The following is a 20,241-nucleotide window of genomic DNA, read 5'->3' as shown; positions in this document are numbered from 1 at the left end:
CTCCTTTAAATGAAGCGCAAACCCGTGCTGCCCATGCCTTGCACACGCAGGGTGATGGCATCGCCCGCCTGGACAGCGATGGCTTCCGTAATCCCCCCCGAGAGAATCAGGCTGCCCGCCGGAATCTCCTCCCCACGCGAGCCCAGATGATTGGCCAGCATCGCAATCGCCGCGGCCGGGTGGCCCAGCACCGCCGCACCCGCTCCGAACGCAACCGGCTCACCGTTTTTTTCCAGCACGACGCCAACGCTACACAGATCCACTTCAGACACCGGCAGCGCGCGCCCACCCACCACGAAGCGTGCGGCCGACGTGTTATCCGCTACTACACTCTTGAGATCGAACTTGAAGTCGCGGTAGCGCGAGTCAATCACTTCGATGCCTGGTATCACGAAGTCGGTCGTCGCCAGCACTGCCCCGATATGACAGCCCGGGCCTCTGAGTGGCGCTTTGGTCACGAAAGCGATTTCCGGCTCAACCTTCGGATGGATCAGCTCTGCAGTCTTGCACGTGCCGCCATCGGGTACAGAGAAGTAGTCAGCGAGGAAACCGAAACATGGACTATCCACCCCCATCTGCTTCATCTTGACGTGCGAGGTCAGCCCAGCCTTGAACCCAACGATTTTCCCGCCGCGGCCGATCTTGCGGCGGCGGATCTCGTCCTGGATGGCGTAAGCGTCCTCCCAGTCCATCTCGGGATGCTCGTCGGTAATCTTGAGCGTATCCTCTGCGCGCAGTTCACAGTTCTCAAGGTGCTCGGCAAGGCGCGCAATCGTCGACTTGTCGAGTTTCATACCGCCGCCTTTTGCGCCTGCACTGTGTGTGCTCTGGCCAGGGTCATGGCCGTGTCTTCGATCATGTCCTCCTGGCCTCCGACCATGCCCCGGCGCCCAAGCTCGACCAGAATCTCGCGCGCCGGCACGCCATACTTTTGTGCGGCACGTTTGGCAAACAGCAGGAACGACCCATAGACCCCGGCATAACCCAGGGTGAGCGAGTCGCGGTCAATCCGGATGGGGAAGTCCATGATCGGCACCACCAGGTCTTCGGCCACGTCCTGGATCGCCCACACGTCCACGCCTGTCTGAATCCCCATGCGATCGCATACGGCAACCAGCACCTCCATCGGCGTGTTGCCCGCCCCCGCGCCAAGGCCGGCCGCTGCCGCGTCGATACGGCCGGCGCCACACTCTACGGCCGCGATGGAGTTGGCGATACCCATCGCCAGATTGTGGTGTCCGTGGAAGCCCAGTTCCGTCTCCGGCTTGAGCGCCTCGCGCACCGCCCCCAGACGAACCCTGACATCGTCGGGCAGCATATATCCTGCCGAATCGGTGATGTAGACGCAGTTGGCGCCGTACGATTCCATCAGCTTTGCCTGCCTGACCAGCCCTTCGGGGCTGCTCATATGCGCCATCATCAGGAAGCCCACCGTGTCCATCTCAAGCTTGCGCGCCAGCGCGATGTGCTGCTCCGACACATCGGCCTCGGTACAGTGGGTGGCCACCCGGATGGTGTGCACGCCAAGGTCCCTGGCCATCCTCAGATGATCGACGGTGCCGATGCCCGGCAACAGTAAGGCCGACACCTTGGCCTGCTTCATGAGCGGGATCACGGCACCCAGATATTCTTCGTCGCTGTGTGCCGGGAATCCGTAATTCACTGACGAGCCGCCGAGGCCATCGCCATGTGTAACTTCAATCAATGGAATGCCCGCCGCGTCCAGGCCACAGGCGATATCTTTCATCTGATCCAGCGTCATCTGATGACGCTTGGGATGCATCCCGTCACGCAACGTCATGTCGTGGACAGTGATCTTCTTTCCTTGCAGGTTCATCTTCATTCTCCTGGACGGTTCAGGCCACAACGGGTTCGAGTTCAAGCCTGCCGGCGATCATCTCTTCGGCGAACATTTCCGCCGTGCGTGCTGCAGCAGCGGTCATGATGTCGAGATTGCCGGCGTAGGTCGGCAGATAGTCCCCAAGACCCGCGACCTCCATGAACATAGTCACGCGCTTGCCGTCGAATACGGGTCCGTTGACCAGCTTGTAACCGGGCACATACTTCTGGACTTCCCTGATCATCGCGTGGATCGACTCGGTAATCCTCTCCTGATCCGGCTCACTTTCGGTCAGGCAATGAATCGTGTCGCGCATCATCAGCGGCGGCTCCGCCGGGTTGATCACGATGATGGCCTTGCCCTTTTCCGCGCCCCCGACCCGCTCCACCGCGCCAGCCGTCGTTCGCGTGAATTCGTCAATGTTTTTACGCGTGCCGGGCCCCACCGAGCGGCTCGATACGGTCGCCACGATTTCTCCGTAAGCGACCGGCTGCACGCGTGAAACAGCCGCGACCATCGGAATGGTGGCCTGTCCGCCGCAGGTCACCATGTTCACGTTCATCTCGCGCTTGCCCACGTGCTCTTTAAGATTCACCGGCGGCACGCAGTACGGGCCAATTGCCGCCGGCGTCAGATCGATCATCATCACGCCCAGCGCGTTAAGCTTGCGCGAGTTCTCCGCGTGAACATACGCACTGGTGGCATCAAAGGCGATCTGCACGCCGTCGGCCACTACATGCGGCAGCAGCCCGTCAACCCCCTCTGCTGTCGTCCTGATACCGAGATCACGCGCCCGCTTCAGCCCGTCAGACTCCGGGTCGATGCCCACCATCCACACCGGCTCCAGCACCGCGCTTCGCTGCAGTTTGGCCAGCAGATCGGTGCCGATGTTGCCTGGCCCGATCACTGCACATCTGATCTTTTTCATGATCCGCCCTTCATAAAGAGATAACGTTCCCACGACCACCGGGCCGTGGGCCTGACACGCCTAATGAAAACGCACCGAACAGCTTCCCAGACCGCCAATACTGACGCGGAAACTGTCACCCGCCTTGACTGGAAACATCGCCGCCAGCGCGCCCGACAGGATCACCTCGCCCGCTTTAAGCGGGATGCCCAGAGGCCCCAGCGTATTGGCCAGCCAGGCCACGGCGTTGACCGGCGAGCCCAGCGCCGCCGCACCACATCCGGTCGCAATAATTTCCCCGTTGCGCTCCAGCACCATGCCGCAGAGCGCAAGATCAAGCCGGCGAGGGTCAACAGCGCAGTCACCCAGCACAAACACGCCGCACGAAGCGTTGTCCGCCACGGTGTCCTGAATCTTGATCTTCCAGTCGCGGATGCGCGAATCGACAATTTCAAAGCACGGCATCACGCATTCGGTCGCCGCCAGCACGTCCACGTTGGTCACCCCCGGCCCCATCAGGTCTTTCTTGAGGATGAACGCGATCTCGCCTTCGGCCTTGGGCTGAATCAGCGTGCCGATCTCGATCGACTGCCCTTCGTTGTAGATCATGCCGTCGAGCATGTAGCCGAAATCCGGCTGATACACGCCAAGCATGTTCATCACGGCCGCCGACGTCACGCCGATCTTCTTGCCGATGATGGTTTCACCAGCCTGCACACGACGCTCGATCATGCGCTGCTGGATGTGATAGGCGTCCTCGATCGTCATATCGGGGTGGCGCTCGGTCAGCGGATCGAGCACGGTTCGCGTGGTCAGTGCCTGATACAGGGCGTCGCCAAGCTCGGTGATTTGAGTTTTGTCCATGATCACAATTTGATGCAAACGTTTTTGAGTTCCGTGTAGAACTCCAGCGAGTGGACTCCGCCCTCGCGCCCGATACCCGACTGCTTGGCCCCGCCGAACGGCGTGCGCAAATCGCGCAGGAACCAGGAGTTCACCCACGCAATGCCGACCTCGATGGCCCCCGCCACGCGGTGCGCACGCGACAGATTGGTGGTCCAGATCGCCGTGGCCAGGCCGTAGTCGTTATCGTTGGCACGGCGGATCACCTCTTCTTCGCTGTCGAATGGCATGACCAGCGCGCAAGGGCCGAAGATCTCCTCGCGGGCAATCACCGAGTCGTCGCCCAAGCCCGTCCAGATGGTGGGCTGTACCCACGCGCCGCCTTTGAGCGCGTCCGGCATATCGGGTACACCGCCGCCCGCCACCACCGTCGCGCCCGCTTCAACCGCCTTCTTGTAATACGACAGCACCTTGTCACGATGCTCTTGCGAAATCAGCGGGCCCATGCCGGTGGCCGGATCTTCCGGGCGGCCGAGCTGCATGCCTTCAGCGCCTTTTTTGAGCGCGGAGACAAAACGATCAAAGATAGGGCGCTCGACATATACCCGCTCCGTACCCAGGCAGACCTGGCCACAGTTGGCGAAGCACGAGCGCAGCGTGCCTTCAATGGCGGCGTCGAAGTCGCAATCGGCAAACACGATGGCAGCGTTCTTGCCGCCCATCTCCAGACTCACGGGGCGCGCACCGTCAGCCGCAGCTCGCATGATTGCCGCGCCCGTACGCGTTTCGCCGGTGAAAGTGATGGCACTGACCTGCGGGTGTGTCGTCAAAAACTCCCCCGCCGCATCAGGACCAAACCCATGGACCACGTTGAACACGCCCTTGGGCACGCCAACAGCGTTCATCACTTCCCCAAGTAATGCGGCGGCCTGTGGGGTTTCTTCCGAGGGCTTCACGACCACAGTGTTGCCGCAGGCTAGCGCAGGTCCCACCTTCCAGGTCATCAGCAGAAAAGGCAGGTTCCACGGACAGATCACTGCCACCACGCCCAGAGGCTTTCGTACCGAGTAATTCAACGCTCCGCGGCCATCAGGCGTAGCCATTTCAAAGAATTCCGTCGACACATTTTTGATCACGTCGGCGAAGATCTTGAAATTCGCCGCCCCGCGCGGCACGTCCACATGCCTAATAAATTGACCAGGCTGACCCATGTCCGTCATCTCCGCCTCGACGAAATCTTCAAAGCGTCGATCAATCTCGTTGGCAATGGCGTACAACATGTCGACGCGATCGGCCACCGCTAGTTTGCCCCACGGGCCCACCAGCGCTTCGCGCGCCGCACGCACAGCCGCGTCCACCTCCGCCTTTCCCGCCTCCGCAACACGCGCGATCACCTGTCCATCGTACGGCGCACGCTTGTCGAACCACCGTCCCGTATCGATGTACTCGCCGTCGATGAAATTCCTGATATCTCTCGCTTTCACAGTTTCCCCAAAATCTCGCTACCGAAGCAGACCCGTAGCTCCCAGAGCTGCCCGCGCGCACGCCTCGTCCTGCTCTTCCGAGGCGCCTGAAACGCCAATACCGCCGATTACTTCACCCGCTACACAAATTGGCAGGCCACCGCCGAACGCAACAAACCGTGGCCGCGACGGCAGCCCTTGCCGAACGGCCTCCGATTGAGTTTTAAGCTCGTCATGCCACCGGCTGGTCGGCATTCCAAAGCTCACCGCGGTATAAGCCTTGTCTTCACTGATGCTGACTGAATGCAGCGGTGCGCCGGGCATCCGCAGGAACGCTAGCGGATTGCCTCCCACATCCACCACAGCCGCGCAAATCCGTACTTCCAACTCCAACGCCTTGCGAACCGCGCCCTCCACCGCACTTCGAGCAGCTTCCCATTTCAATGGCCTCGTCTGATCTTGCTCGCCCACACTTGCCTCCGGATCATCACGCTTATTCCTCGCCCAGCTCTCACTTTCGCAGACATATCAATGCATTGATGGCGCTTGTGCCACCTTTCGCGTCTTGGTCAATTGCACGCATTCAAGCCACGAAGTTAATCGCCACTACAACCGGGGTCATTCATCACCTCTTCTCACCGATCGATCATGCCCGTTAGCTCCCCTGAAAATTTCATATCACGGCGAAACACGACAGGCTTGCCACCGTAGTTCTGCTTGCACATCCAGTGCGATAACGCGGAATCAAGATGATCGGCGTGGCTGGGAAACCAGCGCGCCAACTCGTCTCCAAGGCGCCGACATGGATCAACATTGCCTTCAGCTAGAAGTAGCCGGACCTGCTCCACAGAGGCCAGTACAGCTGCATGCTCGTCGATATGGCATCCACGGGCGGGGAAATCTGACTCAACCATCCAGCGATCTTCGCATTCAAAGTGAGATTGGGCATGTACCGCGATCGCTTCCAGGCAGCGTGCAAGATTCTCATCCGGCGAGCTTTGCAACGTGTGCACGATATCGACGAACTCCCTATGCACGGAGTCCATTGCGTCGTAGCCCAACAAAAAAGAATCGCTCCATTTGATCGGTGCGACGGGTTCAGAACCGGTAAAGCTTTCCATTTTCACGTGTCGAGTACCTTTTCTTTGTGGACCAAACGAGCAATCTTCATATCAAGAAGGCTCACGCCTCACCCAGCGCCCATGCAAACAAAAATGCAACGCCTGCCCCTCAACTCACATTGTCCAGTCCCACGGCAATGTGTAGCCGAATTTTTATACGGGCGTAGCGAGGAGACGATCAACGCTAAAGGTATCGGCTACACACTCTTTTGACTTAAACTTCAGCTTTCCTCCAACCCGGACAATCTCGTCCAGATAGGTGCCCACCTGGAAGATCGTACTCACGCCATTGAGTTGAGTCTGGAATACGCAGTAGTTGGTCTGTGCCCGGATGGAGTCGTCTCCCGAAATAATCCGGGGCATCCCAACCACATGGCGCGTGTAGTGAACGTTGAATACGTTCGCATGCCGATAGGAAACGACCCTGTCGACCAGCATCCCCTTGCTATCACAGTTCAACAGCGTTGCCGGCAGGTTTTCGTCAAGGTTTTCCCGCGGGATGATCTTGTACCTGCATTCTTCAACAAAGAACTCCGGCCACTCTTCGAGTCTGTCATTGTCGATGGCTTGAACATAGTTCTCCTGCAAGTCGCATACTTCAAAAAAGATTTCCTGGTTCATTTTGCGCCCTTTAAATACCCATTACTTTCCGGTATGCAGCCCACATCGAGCGAATGCTCCCTTCCGTAACGAGGTGTTCCGCACCTTCTGCAGTTCGCCCACCCATCTCCAAGACCGTGCACCTATCACCGTCACGCCGCATGGCGCGATTCACAAGTTCGACGGCCTCGCCGTCCTCCATGGAAATGAGGCCGCCAGGACCGGCGAGGTTCATCTGTTTGAGGCGGATCTGATCCATTTCTTCATCGTCATCCTGATAACCGAAGAAATGCCAGATCAATTCCGTCTCATCATTTCTGGACGGGATCACCTGCCGTAGGCATAGCGAATTCGCGATCTGCTGGACAACCAGACTCGGAAAAACGCTCATGATAGTCAAGCTGATGTCGTCATTGAATTCCTTGCGACCTTTCAGGATAGACGGGTCCTGGAGCGTGAATGTATCGGGCTGGAAGCTGCGCATGTTCGAATATGCTTCCGCATTGCTAGCACTGTCATCCGTACCGGTCTTTGCGCACAGGATACTGTGCATGCCTTCTGCTCCATCCACATGACTGAAGCCTTCTTGCGAACTGCGATAAAGCCCGAAGGTGGCGTGGAAAAGATGCAGCAAGCTTGCGTGATAAGGGTCACGCGTGTTATCCAGATACAGCTTCCAATTGCCATGTAGATGCTGGCGGTGATAGCCGAGTAGCTTGAGAGGCTTGCCGCATATGCGGTTCATCATTGCGCACACGGAGTCACCGAGAAATTCTCTAAGCGTGGGTGCGCTGTCGTCGAACGTCGCGAAGACGACGCCGTTGATCGCCTCGACGCGCAATTTCGTGAGGCCATTCTCCTTGAGATTGAAATCTTTCGGGTAACCTCCCTTTCCAGCAATACCACGCCGGAACGGTACGCCGACGAGATCGCCATAACTGTCAAAGGCCCACTGATGATAAACGCATTGGTGGCTCTCTTTGTTCCCTCTTCGCTCCCGAGTGACAATTGCGCCGCGATGAGCACAGCGATTAATCCAGGCGGCAACGCCTCCAGTTTCCGTCCTTGTCAGAACGACCGGTGTTTCGCCGACAAACGTCGACTTGAAATCGTTGATCTGCGGCACTTCAGCCTCCATGCCAAGGAAGTGCCAAAGTGGGCCGCGGTAGATCTTCTCCTGCTCCTGTTCGTACACCGACTCATCGAAATACATCTTGTACGGAATGCGACTTACCGCCCCTTCCTCCCATTCGGAGTAACCTGTCCCTACGGACACGCTTGCCATATTTCACCTCAGATTCGAATACTTCATCCACAAACGACGCTTGCGTTGAAATCAATAGCAGGCACCCGTTCAGTTATTGCTGCACGGAAATTCCAGATACACATGCCCTTCGACGATCTCGACGCGGTAGGTTGCAAGGTCTTCGGTCAGAGGTTTGCACAAAGCCGCGCCGCTTCGAACGTCGAATCGCCCCTGGTGTAGCGGGCATTCGATTTCGAAATTCTCAAAATATCCATCGGACAAGAACGCCTTGCCGTGCGTACATATATTGGACGTCGCGAAAACTTCATCACCCACGCGATATACTGCAATGTCTACCCCGTGAACATTGAAACGAGAGACGTCTTGGTCGGCGATATCGGTCAGGTTGCCGATAAATAATGCAGACTCTTGCACAGGCCACTCCTCATTGCAATTTGGTTAATATTCAGTCATCCCTATAATCGATCGCCATAGCCCGACACTGCATCTTATTATGTGTATACGGTGGTAAAAGACTCCGCCATCACCCCAGTGTGATAAAAGATCCCGCGCGCTGCCTGATCTTCCGTCCACGTGATAACCGGCTTGTCGCGCTGCGCCTGGTATCCCAAGCCCGCGAATGTTTCGTTGCGGTTACCCGATGGATCGAAAAAGTAAATGGTCTCGCCCCGCGTCAGACCGTGGCGTGTCGGAGCAACATCGATGCGAACCTTGTTCTTCGCCATCACGTCGGCCGCCTTAAGGATGTCATGCCAGGAGTCCAGAAAGAACGAGAGATGGTGAAGCCCCGAACGGTCGGCGCCCACAAAAGCGATGTCGTGAGGCTTGCTGGAGCAGGAGAGGAAAGACCCCATTTGTATCATGCCGCCCGGGCCCACCGTTACCTGCTCGGTCTGGAAGAAATCCAACGCTTCGATGAAAAACCGCGTGTTTTCCGCGACCTTATTGACTCCCTTTTCGGGATTCATCTCGCACATGAGCAGGCAATGGTCCAGCCAGTGCGCGCCTGCACCATGAACATTGTCAGGCCATGGGTCCGGGTTGGTCGAACCGACTTCTGTCCCTACGCACTCCTTCTCAGCGTAGAGATACATGTCATGGCCACTGGGCAGCTTAAATTGCAGCGCACGGCCAACGAAGGGCATCCAGCCTGCGGCCATCAATTCCACTTGAATGCCGTACTTCTCGATGCGACTTTTCAACTCGTCAAGATCGGCATTCGCCCGTACCTTATACGCGACATGATTCATGCCCGCCCGGTCAGACGGGGTGAGAACCACTGAGTATTTATCCCATTCATCCCAGCACTTCAGATACACGTTGCCTTGCGCGTCGCGGTGGGTGATCGTCATTCCCACTACTCTCTGGTAATGAGTAGCTGCAGCGTCGATATCCATTACCCTGATACTAATGTGGCCGATTCGCATGATTCCCATCCCAGTCTCCTTGATAGTTTACGGACATTCATCTGTCTGATGGACTTGTTACGGACCCGTTCTGCTCAGCACCAACAGGCGACCGTTCAGTTGCGGTCAGGTACCCGTGACGCTCACGGATCGCGGACAACAGCCTTCCTCATCTTGCCGACTACCCGAAGCTCAACATCGCTACGCGGCGCCACGCGGCAAGCCAGTACGACCCCTTGCTTCTCTTCTTGCGCAGAGACGTGCGCGCGACTCATAGCTCCGGTTTTACGCACGCAGCCGCGACTCACTTCGACCTTGCACACTCCGCATCCTCCGTTCAGACAACCCGCCGGGATACCCCTCCGGCCAAGCCGTGCCATGCCCTGCAAAAGCGTCTCTGCTGAACCGCAGCGATATATCTCGCCCGTTTCCGAAAAACGAATCGTATAAGACTCTGTTGTCGACCCGCGTGGGTCGGCATCACCTTGCGTGAACCCCGCTTGTTTGCAGGTCATACTGCCGCTCCCTCAAAAAGAATTTGCTCGGCAAGATGGCTGGCACGGCAGCGGAGGGGAAGCGATCGGCGTCGTACCATCGCGCCCCGTTGTGTCGACGCTGTCATACAGCAGCCGCACCGGTTGCGCAGCAACTTCCAATCGCAAAATCGATTTGCCCTCGAATCGATCGTGCTGGGCAATCCGAGTTACTTCCTGATGTTCATTCTCGCGATTAGCCACGGGCAGCTTTCCCCACATTGCCGCGTCTCGTTGATTGGAGGCGCGGGCCACTCAAGTCAAAGGTGCAGATCCAATGTCAGAAGGGGTAGACGACATACCGCGGCAGAATTCTGGTGTCGTAGATGGCACGCTTTTCCCGGAACACAGCTTTGCCGTGCTCCACGGCCACAAGGTCGTGGTAACGCCCAGTGGCCAGCACATAGCTCGAGCCCATCTCTGGGGAAATCATGATGGAGAAGTTGCTAACTTGACGATAAGTGTCCGTGGCGATCTTCTCCACCCCCAGCCGCTGCACGAAGTGGGTCGTACGGTACGGCTCAAAAGTCCCCGCCCATATCTTGGTCACAAATGAGACCCGGTCTTTGATACGCTCGCGACAGTCGTCCAGCATCAACGCGATTGGGAGGCCTCGCTTCTCGTTTTCGTCAGAGATGCAAACATACGAGGCCTGCTGTTGCGAGAAGCAATTGAGCCAATCCTCCATCTTCGCCGAGTCCAACGCCTGCACGTAGGCCTGCTGCAACGAATCAATCCGCTCCAGTACCTCAAAACGATCCAATGCTACGCTCATGCTTCCTGCCTCCTTTCGAAGTCCATGACCTTTCGGTAGTGCTCCCATTTCAGCAGAAAGCTGGCCTCGTCGTTCTGTTTAAAATCGAACCAAAACTCGTCAGTGCGCTTCACACCTTTCTGGAACTCCACATTCCCCGGCGTGAAGGTCCCCAGATGAACACGCTGAAAGATAGAAGCATCCTCCATCGAGATCATGCCGCACGGGCCCAGCAGATTCGAACTCTGCCGTACTCGATGGTGAAGCATCTCCTGCGAATCTGATTCCAAGCCGAAGTAGGCGTAATGAACCTCTGTCGAGTCCACGCTCCGCGGGATCGCAAACCGCAGATTAATCGTGTCCAGATGCTTGGTTGCCACGGCCAGGGGGAAAAGTTGCACCACCCGTGAGCCTTGCTTGGGGTCCTCCCCCTTGAACTCAATCAGCGAGGGATCACTCAAAAAACTGTTGCCCTTCGGCACCGACAGTTCCGCCTCGATCGCGTTATGCCCGTTCTGCGTCGCAATCTGGCGGCCCTTTCCTCCCTGCCAGTTCAGCACCCGGAAGGCACTGTGTAACAAAGGTGCGTGATAGCCGTCGTTGTCGTTGTATGCCTTCCAGTTCGATGCGTAAATCACCTTGTGGTAGCCCAAGAGTCTGAGTTTCTCGTCCCCGCCCAGGATGTCCGTAAGCGGAGCAGCGATCTCCCCTAGCCACTCCTGCAATGGCTGAGTATCGCTAGAAGAGGTGACGAAAATCAATCCGCGAAACTCCTCCATACGCAGTTCCCGGAGACCGTAGTTCGCCTTGTCGAAGCCCGGGGTGAACTCCTTTGCTCCCGGACAGCCAACGAGCGCGCCATCTGTATCGAAACTCCACTGATGGTAGGGACACTCGAAACTCTTCCGATTGCCGCAGACCGAGGTCTCCACCTGCGTCCCGCGATGCGTACACGCGTTGTAAAACGTTCGTACCCGGCCATCCTCACCTCGCGCGATCAGAATCGGACGCCGACCTAGGTCGAATGTCTTGAAATCGCCCCTCTCCGGCAACTCCGCCAGGTGGCCCACCATGTGCCACTCTGGACCGTAGAAGATCCGGTCAAGCTCCATGTCGAAGATTGCGGGATCCCCGAAAATCTCCTTCGGAATCTTGTTTATGTGATTCGGCCACATCAAATCCTTGGAGATCGCCCGACTGCTTTCATTCGCACTCATGATCTATCGCTCCGAGATCGTCCTGCTGCTTTCATTTTGCAATTGATTCATCCCGCTCTGGACGAAAAAACTCTACGACCGGCCGACCGGTAGGCCAACTGCAAAGTGACGCTCACCGGTTTTGCCTCGTCGGCAATCGCCTCAGCGGCCAGCTGTTTGCACGTCGGCTTCAGCAAGAAAATTCCCGACCAACTGGACAAATCGCTGTGCGTGCTCTATTTGTGTCCAGTGTCCGCATCGGCCGAACACATGCAACTGCGAGCGCTCAATCCATTGGGCCAACGTCAGAGAATTGGACAACGGAATCACCTTGTCGTCACGCCCATGGACTAGCAGTGTTTCATGTGGGAGCGCGCGAATGTCGTCCTCGCGGCTGGCCAGAGAAGTTACCCAGCGCTGGCGAGGCGCAGGAAACATCGCGGAAAACGACTCCTGGAAACCCGGCAAGATGCTCGCTTCGTAACGCAATTTCGCCAGCTCGTCTGTCACCAGGTTGCGGTCATATGCGAAATGGTCCATTACGCGACGCATGTTTTCGAAGGACGGTTCATAACCCCAGACCGCGTCCAGCGCTGGGGTCAGCGCGAATTCGACGCCCGCCGAACCCATCAACACAAGACGCCGCACCCGTTCCGGATATCTAATGGAGAATGCGAGCGACAGCGCCCCACCGAATGAATTACCCACAAGATCAACCTGAGCTAGGTCAAGGGCGTCCAGCAACCCGGTTAGATGCTTCAACCAGGCGTCCATCGTATAAGTGGCACCGTCGGGCCGATCTGTAAAGCCGAACCCAAGCATATCGGGAGCGATAACGCGCCGACTGGAAGCAAGTCCGGGAATAACTGTGCGCCAGTTGGCCCATGCACTTACCCCGGGACCCGAACCATGGACTAGTACAACCGGGAAGCCCCGCCCCCTGTCGTGCACGTTCGTCCGTATGCCGGCAGCGACCACGGAATCGGCGACTTCAGGATTTGCTTGAATGTCCATTTGCGTTCCGTTTTTCTTGGAAGAATCATAGTTTCGATAGATTAGCCAAATCTCGATATTCTGCTATAGGTGGTTGTACCGAGGAATCTCGACAATTTTGGCGATATACTTGGTGAGAATATTTACACGATGGGGTACATGTGTCAGAAGCCTTTTCCCTTGATATTGTCGGTGGCGGCTCCGACGTTAATGGCGCGGAGCCCGAACCACGTACTCGTATTGAACTCGCCTATCGGCGACTGCGCCGCGATATCTTGGACGGGTTGCTTCCCCCAGGCTCAAAGCTGCGCGTTGAACATCTCAAATCGCAGTACCAGGTAGGGGCTGGAACGCTTCGGGAGGCGATGGCGTTGCTCCTTTCCGATTCGCTGGTCGTGGCGCAGGAGCAGAAAGGGTTTCGCGTCGCTCCGGTGTCCATGGAAGACCTTAAAGACCTGACACGCACCCGATCTCTCCTGGAAATAGAAGCCCTGAAGCAAAGCATCGCACTCGGTGACGATGACTGGGAGGCTAATCTGGTAAGCGCGTTTCACAAGCTGACACTTGCGGAAGAGCGACTCGTCAAGAACCCGGCAATCGCGTTCAATGATTGGGAAGATCGCAACAGGCAATTCCACGAAGCGCTACTAGCCGCTTGCCCGTCGCGCTGGCTTAAACATATGCGCAGCATTCTCTACCAACAGGCTGAGCGGTATCGCCGTCTGTCTGCGGTTTATGGTCCCCCGCCGACCTCGGTTCACGATGAGCACCGCGCGATATATGAGGCGGCCCTTGCTCGCGACGTGGGAAGCGCCTCCGAGGCGCTGGAACACCACATCGGCAGGGCAGTCAGCGTGACAAAGCTAAACCATTTGCTGGATCGCTAGATCTAGCAGGAGTTTGCGCGGCAGCGCGATTTTTTAAGTCCAATCATGGTCGGGGAACGTTGCGTACACGGCAATTTTATCGTTAGCGGACAAACATGAATATAACGAAACTTCATCCAGCATCTGACATTAAGCTTTACCCCACTTCTCTTCTCAACAGTAGCGTCGTTGCGTATGCTTACCTCGGTGACAGCGTCGCGACCGGCGTAAACCGATGCACTCCGCAATCCTGCTACAGGGGCTCACGCTCATGCCTGCAGTGAACCTTGAAACCGTAGCTATAATCGGCGGCGGTGTTGCCGCGGTCTCCTTTGCTTGCGCGTTACGCGCAGGGGGATTTAACGGTTCAATCATCGCGGTAAGCGACGAGCCTGAACTCGCATACGATCGGCCCCCCCTATCAAAAACGTTCATGTCCGAAGGAGGGGATGCGGTTCGGCTCGATACAAGCCGCGCAACCAACGTCGAATGGCTGCACGGCGTCGCAGCTATCTCGATCGACGGGAGGCAACGACGGGTGCACCTCGCCGACGGCCGAAGTCTCCCGTACTCTGCACTGGTCCTGGCGACCGGTGCGAAACCGCGGCCCCTTGCCGCGCTCGCCAATGTGGAACTCCCGTCTTTCACCTTGCGCACGCTCGGCGACGCCCGTGGCATCAGGGCGCGACTTGTTGCCGGTGCACGCATGGTCGTTATTGGAGGCGGCATAATTGGACTGGAACTTGCATCCACTGCCAGCAGGATGGGGGTGTCAGTCAGTGTCGTGGAAGCATTGCCTCGTCTCATGAACCGCTGCGCCGGCGACGTACTCGCTTCGTTCGTTGCCGCACAGCATGCACAGAATGGTGTCGAATTGTGGCTCGGCAAGCAGGTTATAGGTTGTTCACTGCAAGGCGTGCTTCTCAATGATGGCACCACCGTGCCTGCCGATTTTGTTGTCGTTGGTATAGGCGTCAGCGCCAATGACGGGTTGGCACGTTCGGCCGAGATTGCATGTGACGATGGAATTTTTGTCGATCGCTATGGCCGCACTACGTGTCCCCAGGTGTATGCCGTTGGCGACGTCACACGCCAGCGAAACCCGGTGAGTGGGCATTTCGAGCGCATTGAGACATGGACGAACGCCCAAAATCAGGCTATGGCAGTGGCACGCTGTTTACTGGATCCGACAGCCGCACCGTACGATGAAATTCCTTACTATTGGTCAGACCAGTACGATCAGCGCATCCAGGTTCTTGGGATTCCTCAAGGAGACGAAGAACTGGTTCGTGGCAACGCCGGTAACAACGCTTTTATCGTCTTCCATCTCTTGCGCGACCGGCTGGTCGGGGCCACCTGCATCAACCAGCCCAAAGCGGTCGCACCACTAAGACGGTTGATCGCGAGTGGGAAAACGCCCGATCGAAAGAAGATGATCGACATCGATTTAGATATACGCAAGCTTGCCGATGATGACCAGCAATAATTCCGGAGTACGGAAGCAGCGGTATCGCGTCCGGCGCGGCTTCGGCGCGGGCAGAGAAGAGCTTTGCCATCCACTGCATTGCCGATTTACGTCCGGCGGACGGCGACACGCGTCGCACAGAGGGTAAAGCTTTTTAGCGAGCGTTCGCGAGCGCGACGGCCGTGTCGAGCATGCGGTTCGAGAAGCCCCACTCGTTGTCGTACCAGCTCGACACCTTCACGAGGCGGCCCGACACCTTCGTCAGCGTCGCGTCGAACGTCGACGACGCCGGGTTGTGGTTGAAGTCGATCGACACGAGCGGCGCCGAGCTGTAGCCGAGGATGCCCTTCAGCGCCCCTTCCGATGCTTCCTTCATGATCGCGTTGACTTCCTCGACCGTCGTGTCGCGCTTCGCGATGAACGACAGGTCGACGACCGACACGTTGATCGTCGGGACGCGGATCGCGTAACCGTCGAGCTTGCCGTTCAGTTCCGGCAGCACGAGGCCGACGGCCGAAGCCGCGCCGGTCTTGGTCGGGATCTGGCTGTGCGTCGCCGAGCGCGCGCGGCGCAGGTCCTCGTGATACACGTCGGTCAGCACCTGGTCGTTCGTGTACGCGTGGATCGTCGTCATCAGCCCGTTTTCGACGCCGATCTTGTCGTTCAGCGGCTTGACGAGCGGCGCGAGGCAGTTCGTCGTGCACGACGCATTCGAAATCACCGTGTGCTGCGCTTTCAGCGTGTGGTGGTTCACGCCGTAGACGATCGTCGCGTCGACGTCCTTGCCGCCCGGCGCCGAGATGATGACCTTCTTCGCGCCGCCCTTCAGGTGCGCGCTCGCCTTTTCCTTCGTCGTGAAGAAGCCGGTGCACTCCATCACCACGTCGACGCCCAACTCGCCCCACGGCAATTCCGCCGGATTGCGGTTCGCAAGCACGCGGATCTTGTCGCCGTTCACGACGAGATGCTCGCCGTCGACCGACACTTCGCCCGGGAACCGGCCATGCGCGGTGTCGTACTGCGTCAGATGCGCATTTGTCTTGGCATCGCCGAGGTCGTTGATCGCGACGATCTCGATGTCGTGCTTCTTGCCGCCCTCGTAGTGGGCCCGCAGCGTGTTGCGGCCGATGCGGCCGTAGCCGTTGATTGCAACCCTGATGGTCATGAAATCCGTGCCTCCGTATGGTTAATAGATATTGTCTCGCGGTGTCTGCGCCGCTGCGTCGCAGACGCCAGCAACGTCGGCAAAACCGCGCAGGAATCGATCAGGCCGTCGCAGGTCAGCGCCTCAGCCCCGTCCGGGCCGGCGTAGCCGTAGCGTACGACGTAGACTGGAATGCCGGCCGCGCGAGCCGCCGCCACATCGATCGGCGAATCGCCGACCATGACGCTCTGCTCCACTTCGACCTCGAGCAGCCGGCAAGCATGCCGCAGGGGCTCGGGGTCCGGCTTCATCTGTGCGAGCGAGTCGCCGCCGACCAGCACCTCGAAATAGCCGGCCAGCCCCGTAAGCGCGAGCAACCGTGCCGCCGGCGCCACGGGCTTGTTGGTCACGCAGGCAAGCCGGTAACCCTGCCGCGCCAGTTCGGACAACCCTTTTTCCACGCCCGGATACACCTGGGAGAAGTGGCCGTTGCCTTCGGAATAGTGGCGATGAAATATGGCTTCGGCGGATTCCGCATCGACCCTGTGATTCAGCCCGGCCGCCTCCAGCGTGCGCCGCACGAGATTGGGTACGCCCTTGCCGATGAAACCGCTGACCGTCTCGAACGGCAGCGCAGCTGCGCCGAACTCGTCCAACATGTGGTTCGCGGCCATCACGATGTCTGGCGCGGTGTCGACCAGGGTGCCGTCCAGGTCGAACAGCACCGTTTCGCTACGCGTGTTCATAATCACGCTCCAGCAGCGAACGCGCTGCTTCTGCCACCTTGGCCGGTGTCAGGCCGAAGTGCCGGCCCCGCGCATCGGCTGGTGCCGATTCGCCGAAGGTGTCGATGCCTACCGTTGCGCCGCGTTCGCCCACCACGGCCTTCCAGAACCACGTCACGCCGGCTTCCACGCTGACGCGCGGTACGGCCGCCGGCAGCACCGCTTCGCGATAGGCCGCATCCTGCGCGCGGAAGACCTCGACGCAGGGCATCGACACCACGCGCGCGCCAATGCCGCTTTCGGCCAGCTGGCCGGCCGCGCACATCGCGATCTCGACCTCGGAACCCGTGGCAATCAGCACCACGTCGGGCGCCGGTACGTCATGCAGCACGTACCCCCCGCGCTTGATCGCCTCTATCCGTTCGCTATCCCGTCCGAATGGAGCCTGCGGCTGACGGGACAGCACCAGGCAACTCGGCCCGCTCCCGCGCTGTAGCGCCGCCAGGTAGGCAACCGCGGTTTCGACGCTGTCGCAGGGACGCCATACATGGTTGTTCGGGATCAGGCGGAGGCTGGCCGGGTGTTCGACCGGCCGATGCGTAAGACCGTCCTCGCCGAGCCCGATCGAATCATGGGCGAGGACATGTATCACGCGTTGCTGCTCGAAAGCACTCGTACGGATAGCGTCGCGCGAATAGTCGGAAAACGTCATGAAGGTGTCGTCATAGGGAATTGACCCACGATGCAGGGCCATGCTGTTGATCACGGCCGCCATGCGGGCCAGGTTCGCGCACAAGTCAGGCCGCCTCGAAAAGCTGGCCCCGATGCCAGCGGCGTAATGCGGCCAGGTCGACCCAGCGGTGGTCCGCGCCGGGAACGTGCTGCTGCATCGGCTGCTCCGGGTCGCCCAGGTGAGGCAGCACGACAAGCGCGCCGTCAAAGTCGTCCAGCGCGGTGTACGCGGTCGGCGTGACGATGGTGGAGATGCCGGCGGTCTGCGCGGCGCGCAGACCGTTTGCGGAATCCTCGAAAGCGATGCAGTCGTCCGCCTTCAGGCCGAGTTGCTGCAGCACCGCGAGGTAGACGTCGGGAGCGGGCTTTTTCACCTGCGTGGTACCGGCGTCACAAATCGCGGCAAAGCGCTTGCGCCAGCTCTTGCCAAACGGCGCCTGCAGCAGCGCGTCGAGATTGGCCGGCGTCGTGGTCGTGGCAATCGCAACCGGAATCCCGGCCTCGGCCGCCTCGTCTATCAGACGGGCGATGCCCGGCCGTAGCGGCAGCCCGCCGCCGCCGACCCGCTCGGTGTAGTGGCGGGTCTTTACCGCATGCACCGCGTCAATGACTTCTTTCACCTTGCTGCCGCTCGCTTCTTCCAGGTCGACCATGCGCCAGTAGTGCATGAGGCGCTCCTTGCCGCCCGCCACCTTGAGCAGGCGGGTGTACAGGGCCTCGTCCCAGAACCAGTCGAGGCCCACCTCCGCGAAGGCGGCATTGAAGGCCTCCCGGTGGGCGGTCTCGGTATCGGCAAGCGTGCCATCGACATCAAAAATGAGGGCTTTCATGGCTCACTCCTTGTCCGGTGCCTGCGCGAGCACTTGGCCGGCAAGCAGAGCGGAAGCGATAACGGTGATCAGGGACTGCTCGTCGGCGGCCGTTCCAGTGCCGTTGAGCAGGCGCGATGCATGGCGCGGCCGCGTGCGCTCCGGCGTCATCGACCATGCCGCGGACATTGGCGAAACGCGGTTGCGCGATGCGCGAGCACATGCCTGGGCTGGATTCCCCCAAAGCGCCATGCGGTCTTTGTAGCCGGCCACGATCACCATCGGTCTTCCCGGTTGCTTTCCATCCCCTGCCACAGGATTTCGATGGTTTCATGGCCGTAATGGTCACGCTGGTTTTCCGGAGCTCATGTGCAGACTCGGCGCACCTCGCGTCAACCCGCGCGCTGCCAGCAACCATTTCCTCGTACTTGAGAACCACGGCCTGTAACGCCTTCCGGCATCGGTGATCGCGCTGCTTTCGGCAGACCCGCTTATCACCCCTCCTCCTGTCCTGTAGTGCTGGACTTTATGGACATGAAGCTTAAAAAATGAAATGCTTGAGGAAAATTCATTTCTTCTTTCTCCTCACTTCAGGTTTTCTTAATGAAGGGCGTCACGCTTCGCCAGCTTCGTGTCTTTGTCGCCGTCGCGCGCCATTTAAGTTTCGCCAGGGCCGCCGAGATGTTGAGCCTCACGCCGCCGGCGGTCTCGATGCAGATCCGCGAGCTCGAGGAGCAGATCGGCTTGCCGTTGTTCGACCGCGATGGCAGGAAGGTCTCGCTGACCATCACCGGCGAATACTTTCTCGTTCACGCGCGCAAGATTCTCGGCGTGCTCAAGGATGCGGAAGATATGGTGGCCCGTTTCAAGAAAGTCGAGTCGGGCCGCCTTGTCATCGGCATGGTCAGCACGGCACAGTATTTCCTGCCGCCCCTGCTCGCCCGTTTCTGCGATGACCATCCGGGTGTCGAGGTGAGCCTTTCGGTGGCGAACCGGCAGTCGCTCGTCGAACAGCTGCGGCGCAACGAGGTGGACCTGGCCGTCATGGGGCGCCCCCCTAAGGAAATGGCCACGCGGGCCGAGCCTTTCGCAGCCCACCCGCACGTGGTCGTGGCCGCGCCGGAACACCCGCTGATCAAGCTGGGCCATGTTCCCCCGCTGGCAATAGCGGCATACGGCTTCATCGTGCGTGAGCCGGGCTCCGGCACGCGCGCGGTACTGGAGGAATACTTCCGGCGCCACGGGATCACCCCGAGGATCGCGATGGAAATGCCGAGCAACGAAGCAATCAAGCAGGCAGTGATGGCAAACATGGGAATCAGCCTGCTGTCCTTGCACACCATCGGGCTCGAGCTGGCCAGCCGCCGCATCGCAGTCGTGGATGTCGAAGAAACGCCGGTATTTCGCCGCTGGCATATCGTCAACATGCTGTCGAAGGTTCTTTCTCCCCCCGCCGAGGCGTTCCGCTACTTCATGCTCGAACATGGGGAACAGCATCTGGCGGACCAGTTTGGCGAGGTCTGAACCACGAATGGTTTGCGTCCGGCCGGGATGAAGCCCGCAACCGGAAAACGCCC

The 20,241-nt window shown here is 59.0% G+C and carries 23 protein-coding genes and 1 pseudogene; 3 read left to right on the top strand and 21 right to left on the bottom strand.

The features are described from left to right. Positions 1 to 5: 5 nt before the first annotated feature. The 16 genes from dmpH to CJU94_RS37815 form a co-directional block, all read right to left on the bottom strand. Positions 6 to 794, bottom strand: a complete 789-nt coding sequence (gene dmpH / locus CJU94_RS37885; protein WP_095423685.1) for a 2-oxo-3-hexenedioate decarboxylase — start codon at positions 792 to 794, stop codon at positions 6 to 8. Beyond that, positions 791 to 1,837, bottom strand: a complete 1,047-nt coding sequence (gene dmpG, locus CJU94_RS37880) for a 4-hydroxy-2-oxovalerate aldolase (RefSeq protein ID WP_095423802.1) — start codon at positions 1,835 to 1,837, stop codon at positions 791 to 793. The genes dmpH and dmpG overlap by 4 nt, the downstream gene beginning before the upstream one ends. A gap of 19 nt (positions 1,838 to 1,856) precedes the next feature. Continuing rightward, positions 1,857 to 2,771 carry an acetaldehyde dehydrogenase (acetylating) gene (locus tag CJU94_RS37875; RefSeq protein WP_095423801.1) on the bottom strand — a complete coding sequence of 305 codons (915 nt, stop codon included), beginning with the start codon at positions 2,769 to 2,771 and terminating at the stop codon, positions 1,857 to 1,859. Between the two features lie 57 nt (positions 2,772 to 2,828). Then, positions 2,829 to 3,611 (bottom strand): 2-oxopent-4-enoate hydratase, encoded by a 783-nt coding sequence (gene dmpE / locus CJU94_RS37870; RefSeq protein ID WP_095423684.1) that lies wholly within the window; start codon positions 3,609 to 3,611, stop codon positions 2,829 to 2,831. Positions 3,612 to 3,613: 2 nt separating this feature from the next. Then, positions 3,614 to 5,074, bottom strand: a complete 1,461-nt coding sequence (locus CJU94_RS37865; protein WP_095423683.1) for a 2-hydroxymuconic semialdehyde dehydrogenase — start codon at positions 5,072 to 5,074, stop codon at positions 3,614 to 3,616. A gap of 18 nt (positions 5,075 to 5,092) precedes the next feature. Continuing rightward, on the bottom strand, positions 5,093 to 5,524 hold the full coding sequence (locus tag CJU94_RS37860) for a GlcG/HbpS family heme-binding protein (RefSeq protein ID WP_095423682.1): 432 nt from the start codon (positions 5,522 to 5,524) through the stop codon (positions 5,093 to 5,095). 164 nt (positions 5,525 to 5,688) lie between these two features. Further along, entirely contained in the window at positions 5,689 to 6,174 is a 486-nt protein-coding gene (locus CJU94_RS37855) for a bacteriohemerythrin (RefSeq protein ID WP_095423681.1), read from the bottom strand. Positions 6,175 to 6,327: 153 nt separating this feature from the next. Further along, entirely contained in the window at positions 6,328 to 6,795 is a 468-nt protein-coding gene (locus CJU94_RS37850) for an aromatic-ring-hydroxylating dioxygenase subunit beta (RefSeq protein ID WP_095423680.1), read from the bottom strand. A 10-nt stretch (positions 6,796 to 6,805) separates the two neighbouring features. After that, the gene (locus CJU94_RS37845; RefSeq protein ID WP_095423679.1) at positions 6,806 to 8,059 is read right to left on the bottom strand and encodes an aromatic ring-hydroxylating dioxygenase subunit alpha; all 1,254 of its coding nucleotides are present in this window, start codon (positions 8,057 to 8,059) and stop codon (positions 6,806 to 6,808) included. A gap of 69 nt (positions 8,060 to 8,128) precedes the next feature. Further along, positions 8,129 to 8,455, bottom strand: a complete 327-nt coding sequence (locus CJU94_RS37840) for a non-heme iron oxygenase ferredoxin subunit (protein WP_095423678.1) — start codon at positions 8,453 to 8,455, stop codon at positions 8,129 to 8,131. A gap of 77 nt (positions 8,456 to 8,532) precedes the next feature. Continuing rightward, positions 8,533 to 9,477 carry a catechol 2,3-dioxygenase gene (locus CJU94_RS37835; protein ID WP_095423677.1) on the bottom strand — a complete coding sequence of 315 codons (945 nt, stop codon included), beginning with the start codon at positions 9,475 to 9,477 and terminating at the stop codon, positions 8,533 to 8,535. A gap of 113 nt (positions 9,478 to 9,590) precedes the next feature. Next, positions 9,591 to 9,962, bottom strand: coding sequence for a 2Fe-2S iron-sulfur cluster-binding protein (locus CJU94_RS37830; RefSeq protein ID WP_095423676.1), 372 nt, complete (start codon positions 9,960 to 9,962; stop codon positions 9,591 to 9,593). A 12-nt stretch (positions 9,963 to 9,974) separates the two neighbouring features. After that, positions 9,975 to 10,202, bottom strand: coding sequence for a hypothetical protein (locus CJU94_RS41175; protein ID WP_157763897.1), 228 nt, complete (start codon positions 10,200 to 10,202; stop codon positions 9,975 to 9,977). 58 nt (positions 10,203 to 10,260) lie between these two features. Beyond that, positions 10,261 to 10,755: an aromatic-ring-hydroxylating dioxygenase subunit beta gene (locus tag CJU94_RS37825; RefSeq protein WP_157763896.1), complete on the bottom strand. Its 495-nt coding sequence runs from the start codon at positions 10,753 to 10,755 to the stop codon at positions 10,261 to 10,263. Next, positions 10,752 to 11,951 (bottom strand): aromatic ring-hydroxylating oxygenase subunit alpha, encoded by a 1,200-nt coding sequence (locus CJU94_RS37820; protein WP_244221172.1) that lies wholly within the window; start codon positions 11,949 to 11,951, stop codon positions 10,752 to 10,754. Before CJU94_RS37820 ends, CJU94_RS37825 begins: the two co-directional genes overlap by 4 nt. Positions 11,952 to 12,092: 141 nt before the next feature. Continuing rightward, positions 12,093 to 12,944, bottom strand: coding sequence for an alpha/beta fold hydrolase (locus tag CJU94_RS37815; RefSeq protein WP_095423674.1), 852 nt, complete (start codon positions 12,942 to 12,944; stop codon positions 12,093 to 12,095). A gap of 140 nt (positions 12,945 to 13,084) precedes the next feature. On the opposite strand from CJU94_RS37815, the gene CJU94_RS37810 reads away from it, so the two are divergent. Beyond that, positions 13,085 to 13,810 carry an FCD domain-containing protein gene (locus CJU94_RS37810; RefSeq protein WP_425272250.1) on the top strand — a complete coding sequence of 242 codons (726 nt, stop codon included), beginning with the start codon at positions 13,085 to 13,087 and terminating at the stop codon, positions 13,808 to 13,810. Positions 13,811 to 14,060: 250 nt separating this feature from the next. Further along, positions 14,061 to 15,275 (top strand): NAD(P)/FAD-dependent oxidoreductase, encoded by a 1,215-nt coding sequence (locus tag CJU94_RS37805; protein WP_167397616.1) that lies wholly within the window; start codon positions 14,061 to 14,063, stop codon positions 15,273 to 15,275. A 133-nt stretch (positions 15,276 to 15,408) separates the two neighbouring features. On the opposite strand, the gene gap is transcribed toward CJU94_RS37805, so the two are convergent. The 5 genes and pseudogenes from gap to CJU94_RS37780 form a co-directional block, all read right to left on the bottom strand. Then, the gene (gap, locus tag CJU94_RS37800; RefSeq protein ID WP_095423672.1) at positions 15,409 to 16,419 is read right to left on the bottom strand and encodes a type I glyceraldehyde-3-phosphate dehydrogenase; all 1,011 of its coding nucleotides are present in this window, start codon (positions 16,417 to 16,419) and stop codon (positions 15,409 to 15,411) included. Next, on the bottom strand, positions 16,416 to 17,144 hold the full coding sequence (gene gph / locus CJU94_RS37795; protein WP_095423671.1) for a phosphoglycolate phosphatase: 729 nt from the start codon (positions 17,142 to 17,144) through the stop codon (positions 16,416 to 16,418). The genes gap and gph overlap by 4 nt, the downstream gene beginning before the upstream one ends. After that, positions 17,131 to 17,898 (bottom strand): annotated as a pseudogene (locus CJU94_RS37790) (transketolase-like TK C-terminal-containing protein); the annotation flags it as partial. The pseudogene CJU94_RS37790 and the gene gph, both read right to left, overlap by 14 nt. A gap of 22 nt (positions 17,899 to 17,920) precedes the next feature. Then, the gene (locus CJU94_RS37785; RefSeq protein WP_025496588.1) at positions 17,921 to 18,685 is read right to left on the bottom strand and encodes an HAD family hydrolase; all 765 of its coding nucleotides are present in this window, start codon (positions 18,683 to 18,685) and stop codon (positions 17,921 to 17,923) included. Between the two features lie 3 nt (positions 18,686 to 18,688). Further along, positions 18,689 to 18,946: a hypothetical protein gene (locus CJU94_RS37780; protein WP_025496589.1), complete on the bottom strand. Its 258-nt coding sequence runs from the start codon at positions 18,944 to 18,946 to the stop codon at positions 18,689 to 18,691. 321 nt (positions 18,947 to 19,267) lie between these two features. On the opposite strand from CJU94_RS37780, the gene CJU94_RS37775 reads away from it, so the two are divergent. Beyond that, positions 19,268 to 20,188: a LysR family transcriptional regulator gene (locus CJU94_RS37775; protein WP_025496590.1), complete on the top strand. Its 921-nt coding sequence runs from the start codon at positions 19,268 to 19,270 to the stop codon at positions 20,186 to 20,188. The last annotated feature ends 53 nt before the right edge of the window (positions 20,189 to 20,241 follow it).

This window comes from Paraburkholderia aromaticivorans, assembly GCF_002278075.1.
GTDB classification, from domain to species: Bacteria; Pseudomonadota; Gammaproteobacteria; order Burkholderiales; family Burkholderiaceae; genus Paraburkholderia; species Paraburkholderia aromaticivorans.
This window is presented reverse-complemented; position numbering and strand designations above follow the sequence as displayed.